Annotated in this window: 15 protein-coding genes and 2 pseudogenes; 4 read left to right on the plus strand and 13 right to left on the minus strand. The window is 59.9% G+C overall.

What is annotated here, in order from left to right:
• Positions 1-21 precede the first annotated feature (21 nt).
• Complete coding sequence (locus PQR32_RS08735; protein ID WP_408224534.1) at positions 22-915, minus strand: amidohydrolase family protein; 894 nt, start codon at positions 913-915, stop codon at positions 22-24.
• A 57-nt stretch (positions 916-972) separates the two neighbouring features.
• The gene (rhaM, locus tag PQR32_RS08740) at positions 973-1296 is read right to left on the minus strand and encodes an L-rhamnose mutarotase (RefSeq protein ID WP_408209476.1); all 324 of its coding nucleotides are present in this window, start codon (positions 1294-1296) and stop codon (positions 973-975) included.
• A 139-nt stretch (positions 1297-1435) separates the two neighbouring features.
• Here rhaM and PQR32_RS08745 point away from each other — a divergent pair, with 139 nt between their 5' ends.
• A complete protein-coding gene (locus PQR32_RS08745) occupies positions 1436-2425 on the plus strand; it encodes a LysR family transcriptional regulator (protein ID WP_408224538.1) in 990 nt (329 codons plus the stop codon).
• Between the two features lie 16 nt (positions 2426-2441).
• Here PQR32_RS08745 and lra1 read toward each other — a convergent pair whose 3' ends face one another.
• From lra1 to PQR32_RS08765, 4 genes are all read right to left on the minus strand, one after another.
• On the minus strand, positions 2442-3224 hold the full coding sequence (lra1, locus tag PQR32_RS08750) for an L-rhamnose 1-dehydrogenase Lra1 (protein ID WP_408224541.1): 783 nt from the start codon (positions 3222-3224) through the stop codon (positions 2442-2444).
• A gap of 45 nt (positions 3225-3269) precedes the next feature.
• A complete protein-coding gene (rhmD, locus tag PQR32_RS08755) occupies positions 3270-4448 on the minus strand; it encodes an L-rhamnonate dehydratase (protein WP_012427543.1) in 1179 nt (392 codons plus the stop codon).
• A 36-nt stretch (positions 4449-4484) separates the two neighbouring features.
• Positions 4485-5813: an MFS transporter gene (locus tag PQR32_RS08760; protein ID WP_408224545.1), complete on the minus strand. Its 1329-nt coding sequence runs from the start codon at positions 5811-5813 to the stop codon at positions 4485-4487.
• Positions 5814-5908: 95 nt separating this feature from the next.
• Positions 5909-6661: an SDR family NAD(P)-dependent oxidoreductase gene (locus PQR32_RS08765; protein ID WP_408224548.1), complete on the minus strand. Its 753-nt coding sequence runs from the start codon at positions 6659-6661 to the stop codon at positions 5909-5911.
• A gap of 1263 nt (positions 6662-7924) precedes the next feature.
• Between PQR32_RS08765 and PQR32_RS08770 the strand changes: the two genes are divergently transcribed.
• Genes PQR32_RS08770 through PQR32_RS08780 form a run of 3 tightly spaced genes read left to right on the plus strand, consistent with a single transcriptional unit; the run spans position 7925 to position 8648 of the window.
• Positions 7925-8122: a type II toxin-antitoxin system VapB family antitoxin gene (locus PQR32_RS08770; RefSeq protein WP_408224551.1), complete on the plus strand. Its 198-nt coding sequence runs from the start codon at positions 7925-7927 to the stop codon at positions 8120-8122.
• Positions 8119-8490 carry a type II toxin-antitoxin system VapC family toxin gene (locus tag PQR32_RS08775; protein ID WP_408224554.1) on the plus strand — a complete coding sequence of 124 codons (372 nt, stop codon included), beginning with the start codon at positions 8119-8121 and terminating at the stop codon, positions 8488-8490. Before PQR32_RS08770 ends, PQR32_RS08775 begins: the two co-directional genes overlap by 4 nt.
• Positions 8491-8510: 20 nt before the next feature.
• Entirely contained in the window at positions 8511-8648 is a 138-nt protein-coding gene (locus PQR32_RS08780) for a hypothetical protein (protein ID WP_408224557.1), read from the plus strand.
• Positions 8649-9047: 399 nt separating this feature from the next.
• Here PQR32_RS08780 and PQR32_RS08785 read toward each other — a convergent pair whose 3' ends face one another.
• The 7 genes and pseudogenes from PQR32_RS08785 to PQR32_RS08815 form a co-directional block, all read right to left on the minus strand.
• A complete protein-coding gene (locus PQR32_RS08785; RefSeq protein WP_408224560.1) occupies positions 9048-9272 on the minus strand; it encodes a hypothetical protein in 225 nt (74 codons plus the stop codon).
• A gap of 5 nt (positions 9273-9277) precedes the next feature.
• Positions 9278-9724: a hypothetical protein gene (locus PQR32_RS08790; RefSeq protein ID WP_408224563.1), complete on the minus strand. Its 447-nt coding sequence runs from the start codon at positions 9722-9724 to the stop codon at positions 9278-9280.
• Between the two features lie 304 nt (positions 9725-10028).
• Complete coding sequence (locus PQR32_RS08795; protein ID WP_408224565.1) at positions 10029-10349, minus strand: hypothetical protein; 321 nt, start codon at positions 10347-10349, stop codon at positions 10029-10031.
• 142 nt (positions 10350-10491) lie between these two features.
• Entirely contained in the window at positions 10492-12579 is a 2088-nt protein-coding gene (locus PQR32_RS08800; RefSeq protein WP_408224568.1) for an ATP-binding protein, read from the minus strand.
• A 776-nt stretch (positions 12580-13355) separates the two neighbouring features.
• A complete protein-coding gene (locus PQR32_RS08805) occupies positions 13356-13757 on the minus strand; it encodes a DDE-type integrase/transposase/recombinase (protein ID WP_408224571.1) in 402 nt (133 codons plus the stop codon).
• Positions 13758-14361: 604 nt separating this feature from the next.
• Positions 14362-14604: pseudogene (locus PQR32_RS08810) on the minus strand (IS110 family transposase); the annotation flags it as partial.
• A 100-nt stretch (positions 14605-14704) separates the two neighbouring features.
• Positions 14705-15363 (minus strand): annotated as a pseudogene (locus tag PQR32_RS08815) (IS6 family transposase).
• Between the last annotated feature and the right edge of the window lie 13 nt (positions 15364-15376).

Raw genomic sequence — 15376 nt, forward strand, 5'->3', positions numbered from 1 at the left:
TCTTTTTCGTGTTCCAATCTTTCAAATGCGGTAGCAACGTTCGGCATTACCGCAAAACAGTGCTTCCTTTTCGGCGATGCTCGCGCCCTCGACAATCGACGCATACGCATGCCACAAATCCGCGTAAGAGCCGAACAGCCGGTCGACCGGAAAGTTCGAGGCGAACATCGCGCGTTCGACGCCGAACGTATCGATGGTTTCGAGCACGTAGGGCCGCAGGCTTTCAACCGTCCACCGATGATCGAACATCGCGAGCCCACTGATTTTCACCGCAACGTTGCGGCAGCCTGCGAGCAGGCGCATGCCGTCGCACCATGCGCGATAGCCGGCCACGCTGTTGCGGTCGACGAACATGCCCGCATGGTTGATCACGAACTGCGTGTCGCCGTGCGCTCGCGTCAACGCCGCCGCCTCTTCCATCTGCGACGGATACAGTTGCAGATCGAACGACATGTCGTAACGGCGCAGCAAGGCGAAGTGCTCGCGCCATTGCGGCTCGCGCATGAAATGGCGGCCGACGTAATCGAACAGTTTGTTCTCGTGCACGTTCAGAATCTGCCGGATGCCACGGGTATTGGCGAACGACGCATGCGCTTCGAGCAACGCCGGCGCATTCGGCGCGGACAGATCCACTGCGGCGACGATCGCGTTCGGCATGCCGCGCGATTCCTTGCGATCCGCAATGGACTGCAGCCAGCGCGTTTCTTCGACCGGATCGGCGGGATCGTGATTCGCTTCGACGTGCACGAGTTTCAGCACGTCGATATCGCCCGCTTCGCCCAATAGATCGTCGAGCAGGTAATCGTGCTTCAGATCACGCGCGTCCCCCACGAACGACACGCCCGGGTTTTCCAGCCACGGATAGCGATGCGTTTTCAAATCCCACAAATGGATATGCGAATCGACCACCTGCATGCGACACCCTCCGTCCGGTGAAGATCGTTTCGAGGTTTGAGATCCAGTCGAATCGGATCAGCTCAGCGAATTCAAATGAAAGACCGGTTCGAGCGGCTGCTGCACCGGCGTGTGATCCGGGGCCGTCTGCATGATGTCGGCCATGTAATCCCACCATTTGCGCATCACGTCGAGTTGCGGCAGTTCGTCCATGGTGTGGTGGGTGTTTCGCGTCAACACGGCGAAAAGATGATCCGAGTCCGGATCGAAGAAAATCCGATAGTCGCGCACACCGGCGTTGTGCAATGCATCAACCAGCTCGGGCCAGATTTGCGCGTGACGTCGTTCGTATTCCTCGCGCATGCCGGGGTTGAGCACCATCCGGAAAGCGATTGTTTCCATTGCGGCCTGTCTCCCGTCGTATCCGGGCGCTTTTCCAGCGAAACGTGGAAGCGTCTGGAACGACTATAATTCCTGCGTCGATAGCATCTCAATCCGTTGTTGGGATTGGGCGATCCACAAACCGAATCGCACCCGCCCCATGAGCCAACACTCAGCAACCGTCGCACTCGTCAACCGGCTCAAGTTCAAGCACCTCGCGCTGCTCGTCGCACTCGACGACGCGCGCAATCTCCATCAGGCCGCCGAGGCCGTCAACGTGGCCCAGCCGAGCGCGAGCCGCATGCTCGGCGATATTGAAGAAGCGTTCGGCTTTCTGCTGTTCGAGCGCAACGCGCGCGGCATGACGCCCACGCCGCTCGGCGTCGTGACGCTGGCTTATGCGCGGCGCGCGCTGGCCGAGCTGACCCGTTTCGCCGAAGACCTCGACGTGAAACGCCGTGGCGGTCATGGGCAATTGACAGTCGGCGCGATCATGGGCGCCGCGCCCGATCTGCTGGCCATGGCGGTCGCCGCGCTGAAAACCGAAAGCCCGCTGCTGAACGTGCGCATTCTCGGCGAAACCAGCGACCAGGTCGTGCAATTGCTGCATCGCCGCGAAGTCGACCTGGCGCTCGGACGCCTGACCAGTCCGCTGCAACACAACGATTTCAGTTTCGAGCCGCTCGCGCGCGAGACTTTGCTGCTGGTGGTGCGTTCGGTGCATCCGCTCGCGCAGCGCGCGCGCCTCAGCTTGCGTGAACTGATCGACTGGCCGTGGGTGGCGCAACCCGTCACCAGTCCGGCGCGCGTGCTGTTTGAAGAGGAACTCGCGCGCGCGGGACTTGCGACGCCAGTGAACCTGACCGAATGCGCATCGATCTTCGCCACGCTGCAATTGCTCGAGAATTACGACGCGGTCGCGATGCTGCCCGAGTCGGTCGTGCGCGATCATTTGCGCGGCAAGCTGCTGGTCGCGCTGCCGCTCGAAATCGGCAAGAGCCTCGCCGGCTTCGGTATTCTCACGCGCAAGGAAGAACCGCTCGCTGAACCGGCGTTGCGCTTCATCGACCTGTTGCGCGGTTTCTCGCGCAAGCTCAAGCGCGACGACACCGCCGCCTCCTTGATCGCGTCTTCGGCTCCCGTGAACTGAAATCGGCATCGCCGCGTTACTGCAGGTTGACGAAGAGACCGCCGTCCACCAGCAACGCCGCGCCTGTCACATAGCGCGCACGGTCGGAAGCGAGGAACGTCACGCAATCGGCGACATCTTCCGGGCGGCCCAGTCTGCCGAGCGGAATGCGTTTTTCGAAGTAGGCTTTTTTGGCTTCGTCGGCGAGGTCTTCGGCGTTCAGATCGGTTGCGATGGTGCCCGGCATCACCGAGTTGCAGCGAATGCCGTACGGGCCCAATGCCACCGCGCAGGATTGCATCAGCGAATGCACGCCCGCCTTGGTCGGCGTGTAATGGGTTTGCATGCCGCCGCCCACCAGCGCGCTAATCGAACTCGTCGCCACGATCGCGCCGCCCGTGCCCTGCAACTTCATCTGTTGCGCGGCGGCTTGCGTGACGTAGAACGCGCCGTTCAGATTGACCGCCACCGTCGACTCCAACACTTCAGGCGGCATGTCGAGAAACGCGTGGAACGGACAGATACCGGCGTTGCTGGCGAGCACATCGACTTTGCCGAAAGCTTCGACCGTATGGCGCACCAACTGCTGACCAGTTTCGCGCGCGGCGACGTTGCCCTCGATTGCAATCACGCGCCGCCCCAGCGCCTCGATTTCGCCGATCACTTCCGCGACGGCGGAGCGGCGTCCATATGATGCGTCGTTATCGCCCCAGTAGTTGATCGCCACGTCCGCGCCTTCGGTTGCGCACGCAACCGCTATCGCGCGGCCGATGCCGCGCGAGCCGCCGGTGACGATCACGACCTTGTCCTTGAGCAGCACGTCATTCTCCTTTTATGTTTCGACCTTGCGACGGGTTACGCGCAATCACCGCGGATAAGGCCGCACCAACGCACATTCCGGATTCAGCCTCACGCCGAAACCCGGCGTGTCCGGCACCTTCATGCGTCCATTCACCGGCACCGGTTCGTCGAGCAACAGCGGCGTGAACATCGGCACGACCTCGTCGGCTTTCGGCGCCATCATCAGAAACTCGGCGAACGGCGAGTTATGCCGCGTGACCACGAAGTGATAGCTATACACCGATGAACCGTGCGGCACCACCATCACATTGTGCGCATCGGCGAGCGCGGAGATCTTGATCAGTTCGGTGATGCCGCCGCACCAGCCGACATCCGGCTGAATCAGATCGCAGCATTGCATCTCCAGCAGCATGCGAAAGCCCCAGCGCGTCGCTTCGTGTTCGCCGGTCGACACCATCATGCCGCGTGGCACGTTGCGGCGCAGTTCGGCGTAACCCCAGTAGTCGTCGGGTGGCAGGCACTCTTCGATCCATTTCAGGCCGTATTCGTGCGCTGCTTGCGCGAGCCGCGTTGCATACGGCACGTCGAGGCTCATCCAGCAGTCGTACATCAGCCAGAAGTCGTCGCCGACACGGCTGCGCATGTCCGCGAGCTTCTCCAGATTCTGCTTGAGGCCCGCTTCGCCTTCGGCCGGACCGTGCTGCAACGGCAGCTTACCGCCGATGAAGCCCATCTCCTTCGCGAGATCGGGCCGCGCGCCGGTGGCATAGAACACGAGTTCGTCGCGCACCGGACCGCCCAATAGCTGATACACCGGTTCCTTGCGTACTTTCGCGAGCAGATCCCACAACGCGAGATCGACGCCCGAGATCGTATTCAGCACCACGCCTTTGCGGCCGTAGTACAAAGTGGAGAAGTACATCTGATCCCACATCTTCTCGATGTCGGTCACGAGTTGGCCTTCGAGAAAACGCGCCAGATGTTTCTCGACGATGAACGCGCCGATCTCGCCGCCCGTGGTCACCGCGAAACCGACGGTGCCGTCGCTCGCTTCGATCTCCACCACCAGCGTGCCGAGCACATTGATACCGAACGACTGGCGGCTCTGGCGATACTCGGGATAACGCGCCATCGGCGTGGAAATGTGATCGTCGATCCAGTGTCCGCCGGGTTGGTCGTGATAATCCGCACCGCCGCCGCGGACGATGAAGGCACGCACGTGCCGGATGGTAGGCATGGCCATGAATGGGGCTCCGTTATGAGTGCGTCGAGCGAGCGCCTAGCGGGCGCGATGCAGTAAGGTTTCGAAAGTGGTGTGCGGCTGGGCGGGATCGCGGCGCAACAGCGTGCCGATCAGCAGCGCGGCGAGCAGGCTCGACACGCCGAGCACGACCAGTCCCGCCGACGTCGACGAAAACGCGCGTTCCGCCGCGGTGCGCAAGCTTGGCGCAATGAAGCCGCCGAGTCCGCCGAGCGAATTGATCAGTGCGATGCCGCCGGCCGCGGCAGCGCCTGTGAGGTAACGCGTGGGGAAGGTCCAGAACAGCGGCTGCGCCGCGATGAAACCGCTCGCCGCGCAACACAGCGCGAGCAGGCCGAGCAGCGGACTATGCACGAGTCCCGACACGCCGATGCCCAGCCCCGCGACGATCAGCAACGCCACCGCCCAGCGCCGATGCTCACCCGTGCGATCCGCGCGGCGCGGCACATACCAGGTCACGGCCAACGCGCACAACCACGGCAACGCGGCGACGAGTCCCACACGCAAACCGACCGTCGTGCCAAGGAATGCGGCCACCTGTTGCGGCAAATAGAAGATCACGCCGTACACGCTCATCTGGATCAGCAGATAGATCGCCGACAGCAGCAACACGCGACGGTCCACCAGCGCCGCGAGAATGCGATGCGGACCGTGCGCGGACGCAAGCAGCGCGTCGTCGTCGAGAGCCGCGCGCAAGCTGGCGCGCTCTTGTGGTTCGAGCCAACGGGCGTCTTCGGGACGATTGTCGAGATACCAGAAGGCCCACACGCCCACCACCGAAGCCAGTGCGCCTTCCACCAGAAAGAGCCATTGCCAGCCGGTCAGGCCAAGTGCACCGTGCAATTCGAGCAGCGAGCCCGACAACGGGCTGCCGAAAATAAACGCCAGCGGCGCGCCGAAATAGAACACGCCCACCGCGCGCGCCCTGGACGATTGCGGAAACCAGTGCGTCAGGTAATAGATCACGCCGGGAAAGAAACCTGCCTCGGCGACACCGAGCAGAAACCGCAGCGTGTAGAAGGCCGTCGGCGTATGAGCGAGGCACATGGCCGCCGACACGAGCCCCCATGTCACCATGATCCGGCACATCCACACACGCGCGCCGACCCGATGCAACAGCAGATTGCTCGGGACTTCGAACAATGCATAGCCGACGAAAAACACACCCGCGCCGAATGCAAACGCCGCATTCGACAGACCGGTATCGTGCTGCAAGGCCTTCTGCGCGAAACCGATATTGGCGCGATCGAGAAACGCCAGCACGTACATCAGCAGCAGAAACGGCAGCAGCCGGCGCATTACCTTGCTGTTGATCGCCTCGAGTGAAACGGGCGCATGCGGGTCCATGTCGTCTCCTTCGCAGAGCGCGCGGGCGGCGGCTCTGCGTTTTCCTGTCTTGTGTACCGCTACCGAGGTCAGGCATCGCGTGATGCGGCGGCCCCTCAGTACGTTGCGCGACCGCCAGACAGGTCGAATACCGAACCGGTGCTGAACGCGCAGTCCTCGGACGAGAGCCACAGAATCAGCGACGCCGCTTCTTCCGGCAACAGGAAACGGTTCATCGGAATCTTCGAGAGCATGTAGTCGATGTGTTGCTGCGACATTGAATCGAAGATCTCGGTTTTGGCCGCGGCCGGCGTGACGGCATTGACGAGAATGTTCTTCGTCGCAAGCTCTTTACCGAGCGATTTGGTCAGGCCGATGAGGCCCGCCTTCGAGGCGCTGTAGTGCGAGGCGTTCGGGTTGCCTTCCTTGCCGGCCACCGACGCGATATTGACGATCCGGCCATAGCCCTGCTTCAGCATTTGCGGCACGACCGCGCGGCAGGTGAGATATGGGCCGATCAGGTTCACGTCGATCACGCGGCGCCAGACGTCGGGCTCCAGCTCCCACGTGGCGCCGTTGCCGCCGGTGATGCCGGCGCAGTTGATCAGCACGTCGATCGCGCCGTGATCGGCGACCGTTTGCGCCACGGCTTGCGCGACGACGGCTTCCTGTGTGAGTTCGACGGTGACTGCCGTGACTTTGCCCAGTTCGCTGAGCTCGCGCTGGCTGCGCGCGAGGCGTTCGGCGTCCACGTCCCATAGGGCGACGGACGCGCCCGAGTTCAGCGCCCGTTGCGCCACCGCGTAGCCGATGCCACGCGCGCCGCCGGTAATGGCGACTACGCGCCCCTCCAGATCGATTCGATTCATCGCTGTCTCCTGTGGCAGGCCTGAGCGGCGTGCCTTCGTGTTGTTGTATGCCGGCTGGTGTGCTGTCAGTGCTGCTTGTGCTGACGGTTCAGTCAATATACGAGCGCTGCGATGCACTAACAATTCGAGTATTGGAGGGGGTGATAACAAAAGTGGATCGCGAAGCGCGGGGCAAACCCTGGTAGTAAACCGCCCTGGTTGCTCGTAAATCAAACCTGTCCTGGCGATATTTTGCAATTACAACTGCCAGACTCCACGGGCGCAAGGTTGGCGTTCGCAAATAGATATGGCCTGGCAACCGTCTGTCCGTTGCCTGGCATGACGTGTACGACATCAATGCTTGAGTCATTTCACTCATTCAACGACATCAACGTCGCGTCGAAATTCTTACAAGTCCGAGGTCTATGGCTGCAGCTTATCAACCCGAAAACTGCCGCCTTATAAATCAATCACCTACCGGTCCCGTATGCAATTGAATCTGTCCCACACAATCGGCTTTCGCAAACGAATCTGTCCTCTGTCACATGAACCTAACACCATGATTTTTTAACTGATTCCACAAATCAAGGCGAAGTGCGCTGGCAGTTTCCTGACGGGCTTCTGCTACCCACCGATTCCGAGTGTGGCAAAAGGTTTTTCAGCGCTTTTGAGGGTTTGCGGTGTCGCCCACGTCAACTTCGGCACCAACTCCCGCTTCCAAGTTGCCACGATTGAAATCGGCAGAGCTTGCAACAAATGCCGTACCGTCGGAACAGCGACCTTGCCAAGAGTCCATTGTCACCATCAATCCTTTATGTCGAAGAAAAATCGGTTGGCATACTATCCCTCGCTAGCGAGAAGAGCGATCATTTTGTTTATACTTTCGCCACAGAAACAATAAAGTTCGGGGGCAGTAAATGAGCGCAAGAGAGCCGGCTTCGGCGCGGCAGAATATCCAGCTAACGAGATCGACGCCGTCCAGCTTGGTGTGAAATGCGCACGACGTCGGTATCTAGCTGAAACACGACATTCTCATATAGCCTACAGTCGCGCGAGAGACGACTTTAATTATGTCAAATTGCAGCAGCGGTCGGACCGCAGTTCGTTCTGCCTTAGGCGCGTCCTTAGAGCCCTCTTAGGGTCGCCGGTTAGGGACCAGGTTGACGCAATCCGCCGGACGACGAGCCGGTGACAGATGTGCCGGTCTTCCGCCTCTCGACTGGCAGGCACAAATCGAGGCATCAAATGATGCTATAATCGTGCCATTGATAAACGGAGGCTGCTATGCGAACCACCATCGCGCTGGATGATGATCTGGTCGCTCGGGCTCAGGACTACACCGGCTTGAGCGAGAAGTCGGCTCTTGTGCGCGAAGCGCTGAAAGCACTTATCGAACGTGAAGCCGGGCGCAGGCTCGTCGCGTTGGGCGGCAGCCAACCAGGTATCACTTCTGCGCCGCGCCGTCGGCAGAAGGTTGAATGATCCTCGTGGACACGTCTGTGTGGATCGATCACATCGGGCGGTCGGAGCCGATTCTGGTCGAGCTGCTGCTCCATGACCGTGTCCGGATCCATCCATATGTGATCGGCGAAATATCGCTGGGCAGTTTGCGCGACCGCCCTGCCGTGCTTCGTGCTCTGAACGATCTGCCTCGCGTGCCCGTGGCTACGCCAGACGAAGTCCTATTTCTGGTTGAGCGACAGCATTTGTTTGGCCGTGGGATCGGCTACGTCGATGCGTCGTTGCTCGCATCCGCGAAGCTCCAGCCTGGTGTGACGATCTGGACGCGGGACAAGCGGTTGAAGAAAATCGCCGACGAGCTTGCGCTGAGCGCGGTTCTCGAGCACTAGAAAGCGAAAACAAAAAAGTGATGGACGCGTCCGCGATCGGCGACATTATCGCGATCGCGGAAAAGATCCCCGGCTACAGCTATCGGCAGACGATCATGAAGCAGGCCCGTGAAGTACGCAATTCCAGCTCGGCTTGCGAAAGCGCCATTCCTCGCTGATCCGTGTTCGACGATTGTGCGTCGGAGCCAAGGCGATATCCGACCCTGTACGCCACCTCCCCACAGCCGGACATGACGGCCGCACGGCCCTTCCCTCCAACTGGTTGCGGGTTTTGAGGGTGATCGACTGCCTATAGGTCGGAGGAGCGGATTAGAAAATCTGGATGACGGGAATCAGAGGTGAGAAGCGACGAAGCGAGTGGTTTTGCGAATTCGACGGCATGCTGCAAACGAGCGCAACCACGGCGCAACGCGCCGCGAGAAAACACGAGTGTCGGGTGCGCGAGCTTAACTGCGGCAGTAGTGCCGCAGATTGATTAGTGTTTAGGCGAGCGTCTTGAACGCATAGGGCACCTGACTAATCTGCTCAAAGCGAAGTAGCAGGCGCCGAAACTTGTCCTACCAGGCGAACACGCGCTCGATCGTGCGAAAGCGCTCCTCGAAGATCGCCGCGTCGAAGTGCCGCTTGCGGCCTCGTTTGGGTGTTTTACGGCCCCGCCGATTTTCGGGAATATTGGGACGCATGTTCCGGTTGAAGATGGACTTACGATTGGCCCGGCGGTCGTAGACGCCGTCCAGGCTCACCGTTGAACCGCGTAGATCCATGCCGATGGCGCGGGCCATCTCACTCAGTTTGGGCAGCGCATCACGCAGCAATGGCGATTCATTGCGATTGCCCGCAGCGAGTTGTCGCCGCCTTTCTTGGCCGCGATGGTGGTGCCGTCGCCGAGAATGACCGTGAGATCCAGCCGCCCGTCCTGGTAAAGTTTGCGCACCGAGCCGGCGAAAATCCTCTCGATGCAGCCATCGGCCTGCCAGCGTCGCAGTGCCCGATAGAGGCGCGTGTAGTGAATCTCGGGGACGCCTCGGGCGGTCATCTTGATCGCCAGTGCTTGCCACTGGCAGCCGGTGTACAGCAGCTGCAGGATGTAATTGAAAGTCGTGTGCAACGCCAGCGCTGGAGCGGGCCCACGCCTGCCTCGGCTCAGATGCGGCACGGCAAATTGTTCAAACTGCTCAAGGCTTAATTTAGTTGGAATCGCTTGCCTGTATTGACTTCCAGTCATCCGCCACATTCGCAAATCTTAACTTTAACTGATCCGGGTGTGCAAAGTCACAACCAGTCCCAACAAGGCTTGCAGACAAATTAAGCCCCATCGGAAGACCGGCAACCAGTTGATACGTACATATGCGAATCGACAGATTTGCTCCGTTTTCTATGTACGTAAAAATGTCAACATGCACGCGGTTTTCTCCGTCAGTGCTATGACGGGTAGTGACAGATTTGCTTCGCTCTACGGCACTGGAAGCGTCCCGCTTCCGCCCGAACTGGATATAAATCCAGCCGCCCGGGCGACGGCCGCGCCTCGTGAGTTCCCTTTACTTGCTCGATTCGAACGAACAAGCGAGGCTTAACAGCTTCTCGTCGTCGTTGACCCGTCCCAGGAACGAGACGCCCACGGGCACATTGCCTGTTGCCCGACCGGCATTGACAGTAATCTCGGGGAAACCCGTCGACGAAGCGATGTAGGAGGGGGCATATTCGTCCGATGCATGGCAAACGTACGCCGGATCGTGCTCGACGGTCACAACGGCCAACTCCTGCTTCGACGCGTGCAGTTCGCGGCGTCGTGTCTCGAAGCATCGCGATCGACGTCGCAAACGAAAGCGCTGGGACTGTGCGATGTCGTCGTCCTTCAAGGTTTGGAAATGCGGTGATCCTTCTTACGAGGGCGCGGACGCGCTGGTCCAGTTGGACAGCACGGAGGCTCTTCATTAATTGATTTGATATGCGAAATATATTTGTGAAACCAGACAGCGTTTTCCGCGGGATGTATTGGTCTTATGGAATGCTTCGAACTATCGGCGTGCAGTTTACAGCGTGCTGGGTTGCGGGAATCAGTGAATAAGCCGCCTGCTGGATCCGGTCGTGCAGGAACTTGCCGCTGCCGTGGGTGCGCAGGAGCAAACGCTCGCGCACCGCCGCCGCGAGGCACACCTCAGTCTCGGTCGCTGATTTCCGGCTGACCAGCGCGAGATGTCGCAACTCGAACGTGTTGCCTAGGCATGCGGCCAGCTGCAGCGCTTCCTGCGCTGGGACAGACAACTGACGCAACTTACCGATCACCAGGTCGACGACGTTGTCTGCGAAGTCCTTCGCCTTGATCTGATCCAGGTCCCACTGCCAGGCCCAGTGTCGCGTGTCATGCCGCAACAACCCCTCCTTATGCAGCGTGTCCAGGAACTGGATAAAGAAGAACGGGTTGCCCTCGGTGCGCTCGTAGACCAGCCGCGTGAGCGGTTCGCAGACGACCGGTGACGCATGGAGCGCATCGGCCACCAACTCGTTCAGATGCACGAGCGACAGCGGTGCGAGTTTGAGGTCCGTCACCGGTGCGCCGCTGTGGCGGATCGTCTCGAGGGTGGTCGCGAGCGGATGCGAGGCGTCCACTTCGTTATCGCGGTAGGCGCCAATCAGCAGCAGATAGCGCGTGTCCGGATGCGTGATCAGGTCTTCGATGAGCGTCAGGCAGACCGCATCGGTCCACTGCAGATCGTCCAGGAAGACGACCAGCGGGTGGTCCTCACTCGCGAACACCGCGACGAATTGCCGAAGCACAATCCGGAACCGGTTTTGCGCCTCGCTCGGCGGCAGCGCCGCAACCGGCGGCTGGGGTCCGATGATGATCCCGACCTGCGGCAGCACATCGACAATAAGCTGGCCATTCACTCCGACCGCGGCCTGGATCCGTTGCCGCCAGCCGGCAATGTCCGTCTCGCTTTCGGCCAGCAGTTGCCGCACCAGTTCGCGAAACGCTTGCGTGACGGTGGCATACGGAATATCGCGCTGGTACTGATCGAACTTGCCTGAAATGAAATAGCCGTGCTTCGCGACAATCGGCTTGCGCAACGCGTCGACCAGCGCCGACTTGCCGATGCCCGAGTAGCCGCAGACACTCGCCAGCACTGCCTGGCCGGTTGACGTCATGTGTTGGAATGCGTCGAGGAGCCACCTCGCTTCCTCATCGCGTCCGTAAAGTTTGCGCGGCACCTGGAAGCGCTCCGGGATATCCTCCGTACCGAGCGGGAACGGCTCGATCCGGCCCGAGGCCAGCCATTGCGCGAGACACCGGTCGAGATCGGCGCGCAGCCCGTACGCACTCTGGTAGCGGTCTTCCGGTAGCTTGGCCAGGAGCTTCATCACGATATCCGACACCGGTTGCGGGACCTCCGGCACGATCTCATGAGGCGGCGTCGGCATGCGGGCGATATGGCAATGCGTCCATTCGAGTGGATCGTTCGCCTCGAACGGCAACTGGCCGCTCAGCATGCGATAGAGCAATACGCCCATCGAGTAGAAAGCGGTGCGGTAATCCACCGGACGATTCATGCGGCCGGTTTGTTCGGGGGACACGTACGCCCAATCCCCCACGGGTACGACGACGCGCTCCGGCGAGACGGTGTTGGTTTCCTGGGCCGTGGTGAGGGTGAAATCCACCAGGAGGACCTGCCCAGTCGCTGGCGCGACCAGAATATTAGCGGGCCGGACATCCCGAAGGATGACCTTCGCGCTGTCGATGCCCGCCAATGCATCGGCCAGATGGTGGCCAATACGCAGGCAAAGCGCCACGTCCATGCGCAGCTCACGCCCCAAAACGGCTTCGAGCGACTCGCCCGCAAAGTGTTCCAGGATCAGCGCCAGGCCGCCGCCCTCTTTGACTAGCGCGAGTGGTTTCGCAATGCCCGCGACATTCAACGATTGAAGCAGCAGGTATTCGCGCTTCAAACGAGCAGATTGAGCTGCTTCTGCGGGTTCCGGAGGGCGCTTCAACAGCACCGGCATCCCATCCGTTGTGCGGCGGGCGAGGTAGATATCCGCGCCCGCTGTCGCGCAGATCCGCTCAAGGGTCTGACAGATCGCGATGGTCATTGCCCCCCCAGTTTTTTCCTTGGTGACCTGGCCTGATATCGACATCAGGCATTTCGACTGTTAAGTGGGGCGCAGGCCCGCATGTATGTCGGTCGAAGTGATCACTTCGCGAACCGCAACGATTGACGACTAGTCTACTCGGTCGAGAATCGGACGCCAGTCTTGTCGCCGTCGCTGGTTGCTCAGGCTAAATGCCGACTACGGACATTCACGAGGGATGGACCGCCCGCTTTGGCCGACGACGCGCCGAGCGCAGTCGGCACGTGAGTGTCAGGTGTCCGCGGGGATGCTATTCAAAAAGTCGCTGCGCGGCGTTTGCAATCCGCTCGCGAAAAAATCGACCGGCATACCCGTCAGAGTCCGCATTTCGAGAGGTTTGCAGCTTCGCCAGCCGTGTACCGAGATACAACGTCACTGTTGCGCGTATAAAACTGGTCAATCCGCGTTCGGGCGGCTGCGAGTCGTCTGCTGGCGTCGGGTTTACGCTATACGAGCAGAAGGTCGAAATCGCACAAACCAGCCGGTCACGCGACAGCTCTGGCAATGCATCGGCGATGAATTGCTATCCGCCCTTCCCTACGCATCGGTCTCAGATTCGAGATCGAGAACGAACTTCCATAGCGCGTCCGGCAAGATGGACATCGAAACGGCGCTTCGAGGACGCTCGCGTTGATCACATAGGGATCTCTCGTTCGCAAGCGCGGCATGTCGCGGCCAACGGAACTTTATGGGTTGTGTCGCGATAAGGTCGGCAAGACGAGAAAGTTACGTCATGGTCAGGATTCCTTATATGACAACGAATAGAACTGCTCGGCGGCAGTTCGCGCGACGCCATCAGCTTTCATCTGCCCTTTCCTGATCATATGCATCGTTTCGATGCCTGACAGGATGATGCGGGCGCAGCGAAAACCCTTGAAACCCATCATTGGCCTAGTTCGGCGTTTGATGGCCCGATGGTCCTGCTCGACGATGTTGTTCAAATACTTGACCTGCCGGACCTTGATGGGCGTTTCCCGTTCGGCGTTGATGGCCTGGAGGGCAGTTTCTTTCGCCGCCGCGTGAATGCTTTCTGCGTACAGCATGCTCGCGATATGTGAAGCGCCCCTCGCCAGTTCCGTTTCACACTCTTTCAGGAACTGCGCCCCCTCGGACGCCCGTTTGTGCTTAGTTGCCGTCATATCGACGCCCCGGTTTTGCGGCTAAAGCTTCGTAATTGACCATCGAAATACGCCGCAGGCGCATCGTCAACAGGTACCAAGCCGACCAGGGGTGCGAGTATCAGGACCTATGTGGGCTCAATGCGGTACCGACTCGTACCGGTTTTGTCACAATAAAGATGGCAGAGCTAACGGGACTGGCATGATGAGGAATGCTTACATCGCCAACGGATAGAACTGGTCGGCGGGATATGAACGCCTCCCGTTTGCGACGGTTTTTCGCGTGCTACGACTGCGACAGGATGGGTTGCAGCTTTATATTCGGGCTTTTTGCAGCCTGATACGCTGAGGCCCACTATGAAATCCGCTGGCCCGTACCTCACTTTTGGCCCGAGCCCGAAGCTCTTGGACAGATTCAGGTTTAGCGAGTCCCGGTCCGACCTGTCTTGTCATCACATACGATTGCCAGCGCAACCTTTCAACGTGTCATCCTGCAAACGTTGAACTTGTACAGAGTGGTTGCCGGTCAGGCCGGCTTCACGCTCACGTGATCCTTGTCGTACTGTCGGTCATGCGCCAGGATCGCACAGATCGTGCGGGCCATCTTGTTGGCCTGTGCCACGACCGCCTTGACGAACTTCGCCGGCATCAGCTTCACCTGATGGCCCATCGCCGTGAGATTGCGCGCCAAGTGCTGCGAACCACCATACGCCTCCATCCCTATCAGGCACGCAGACCGGTTCGCAAAATGCTCAAAAAACGCCGTCCGCTTCACAGGTTTGTTTACGATCTCGCCCGTCTCCGCGTCGATGTAATGGAGCTGAATGACGTTTTTTGCAATGTCCACACCTACCGTCGTAATATCCATTTGGAGCCTCCGGTTTGCCTGGGAAATCTCTATGGTCTGCCATTTGGGCACTTTGATGCCGTTGGCCCGTGAGGCTCCGCTCTCCTCTCGCTTCCACCGCTCACGGGTGGGAGGCGTTCATATCATTTTTGGCGATCATGTGCATAATCTCAATGCCAGCCAGAAGGATCCGGGCACAGCGAAAGGTTTTGAATCCCAGCATGGGTCGCATGCGACGCTTGATGGCGCGATGGTCCTGCTCGACAAGATTGTTGAGATATTTGGACTGGCGGATTGATGGGCGTCTCGCGATCATCATTGACGGCTTCTAGCGCAGCCAGATTGGCGCCACTTTTGTCAATCGCCACCGTCTCAGGTTCGCCGTTCTGAGCGATCGACTTTTCGAAGTAACGCTTCGCCCGCAGCCTTGTCCCGATGGGCCCGCAGCAGGAAATGGATCGTGTTACCGGCCTTGTCGACGGCGCGGTACAAATATTTCCATTGGCCCTTGACCTTAATGTAGGTCTCGGCGACACGCCAGTTCTTGCCGACGGGGCGCTTGCGACGACGAAATGTTTTCTCCAGCACCGGCAACAGCTTGAGGGCCCAGCGATGCACAGTTGAATGATCGACATCAATGCCTCGTTCAGCCATCATCTCTTCTAGGTTTCGCAGGCTTAGCGCATAGGACACATACCGGCGCACGCACGTCAGGATCACACCGAGCGGATAGTGCAGGCGTTTGAGCACTCGGGCCACCGCCGGATTCAGCGCCTTCATCAAGCTTTCTTTC

Source organism: Paraburkholderia dipogonis (assembly GCF_046027395.1).
Classification (GTDB): domain Bacteria; phylum Pseudomonadota; class Gammaproteobacteria; order Burkholderiales; family Burkholderiaceae; genus Paraburkholderia; species Paraburkholderia dipogonis_A.